This is a genomic window from Methylobacterium sp. B1 (genome assembly GCF_000333255.1).
GTDB classification, from domain to species: Bacteria; Pseudomonadota; Alphaproteobacteria; order Rhizobiales; family Beijerinckiaceae; genus Methylobacterium; species Methylobacterium fujisawaense.
The window spans coordinates 1-1,954 of sequence record NZ_BACT01000119.1; the positions used below are offsets into that span (position 1 = coordinate 1).

At 70.6% G+C, this 1,954-nt stretch carries 1 protein-coding gene and 1 pseudogene; both read right to left on the reverse strand.

Annotated features, from left to right (window positions below):
- A partial coding sequence (locus I53_RS03555) for a cytochrome P450 (RefSeq protein WP_043346747.1) occupies window positions 1-386 on the reverse strand: 386 nt, incomplete at its 3' end.
- 77 nt (window positions 387-463) lie between these two features.
- Window positions 464-1,954, reverse strand: a pseudogene (locus I53_RS03560) (ABC transporter ATP-binding protein); the annotation flags it as partial.

Sequence of the window (1,954 nt, forward strand, 5' to 3'; positions counted from 1 at the left end):
AAGGCGGGCGCAAGGGTCCGGCGCTGGTGCCGCCAGGCCGAACCCTCGCTGATCAGCAGTCCGTCGCCGAGGATCGGGCGCAGGATGCGGGTCGTTCCGGTGGTGCGGGCGTAGTTCGCCTGATTCTCGACCAGAACCCGGCGGATCGCCTCCGGGTCGCTCAGGACGAAGCTCGACCGTCCGAGAAGCCCCCGGCGGGTGACCGGCTCCTCGAAGGCGCGCCGGGGGAACCCCTCCAGCGCGTTGTCGCGAATCGAGCGCAGGTAGGCGGCGAGCGGCAGCTCCCGCTCCGGTGGCGCACGGTGCGGCGGCACCACGCGCGGCAGGCCGGCAAGGCTCGGGGTCGTCCGGTCCGGTCTCGCGCTCGCGTCCGAAAGTATGGGCATGTGGCGCCATCCTGTGCCGAAGACGGGCAAGCCTGTAAACCGCCGCCCGCACGCCGCGCGGACCGGCCACGCCTACGTCATTCCGCGGCCGTCCGCAGGCGCGTTTCGGCACTTCCGAGCGCCAATCGCGCGGGGAAGCGGGCCGGATCCGAGTCCGTCGAGAGGCTGGCCACCAGGCTGGCCCGGGGCAGGGTGGCCTCCGTCACGTCGAGCAGCGTCCCGACGCCGCGCTCCAGATGCTCGTCCACCCGGTCGACCACGAGGATCTCCGGCTCGCGCAGGATCGCCCGGGCGAGGCCAATTCGCACCCGGACCCGCTCCGGCAGGAGCTGCCCGCGATTTCCGACCTCCTTCTCGAGGCCGCGCCGCTGGATCGGCCGCTCCAGGTCGAATTCCCGGAACACCGCGCGGGCTTCCCGCTGGATCAGCGTCTCGCCGTGCATCCGCACCGTGTCGATGCGGCCGAACAACAGGTTGTCCAGCACGGTGCTGCGCGGGTTGATCCGGTTCGGATCGTAGGATTCGACGTCGTATCCGTCGTCGCCGTGCATGAAGCCCTGCACGACACCCCGTGCGCCGACGATCCGCTTGGTCAGCGGTTGATTGAGGAGGCCGAAGCGCATCCGCGGCTCGACATAGGCCAGGGCCAGCGCCAGGAAGGCCACGCTGTCGGCTTCGCTGAGGCGCCCTGCCGCGGGTAGGCGACCGAGGCGGCGCAGGTAATCCGGCAGCGCGTCCGGGGTGATCAGCGAGAACCGCCGGAACAGCGGGTGGCCCGGCGGCACGTCGGCGAAAATGTCCTTCAGGTTGCTGGCGATGGCGACGCCCATCCGGTCGAGTTCGTCGAGGAGCTTCACCTTCTCCAGCGCCTCGCGGAACATGGGCACGCCGGCGAGACGGCGCGGATCCGTCAGCGACGTATCCCGGGGGACGCCGAACAGCAGGTTCTCCGCCACGGTCGCCTGATCGTTGTAGCGGCCCCGGGCGAACGGGATCACGAGGTCGGCGAGGCCCTTCTGGGCGAAATGCTCCCGTAGGTGCTCCCGCGCCGCGATCATCCGCTGGCCCACCGGCGTGTCGTGGGCCACCGAACTGAGGGCGCCGAGCCCGAACCTGTAGAGATCGTCGCCGAGGTCGAGCCGGCCGAGCAGGTCGAGCAGACGATCGTCGAGATCCAGGGCGTCGCGAACCCCGAGGCGTCCGAAATCGATCCAGGGATCGTCGACGCTGTCGCAGGGATTGCCGGTCTTCACCGCCTCGTTGATCCGCGTCTTGCTGAGATCGAGGACGTGCGTGCGCAGCGGCTGGACGCGCAGCCCGTACAGGACATTGTCGCGCAGCGTTCCCGGGAACAGCACGGGTTGGATGCCGGCATACGCGATGCGGTGCGCGTGATCCCGTCGCGGCAGGGTGGACAGGTCGTGATCGCCGATCCGGATCGTGCCCCCGGGCGGTAGCTGCAGCCCGGCCAGGACCCGGGCGAATTCCTGCGCCACGGGCCGGGCGGGAACAGGGCAAGCCGCCCGGCAGCGGATCTCGGCGTCGCCAACTCGATCGGGGCCCCCCCT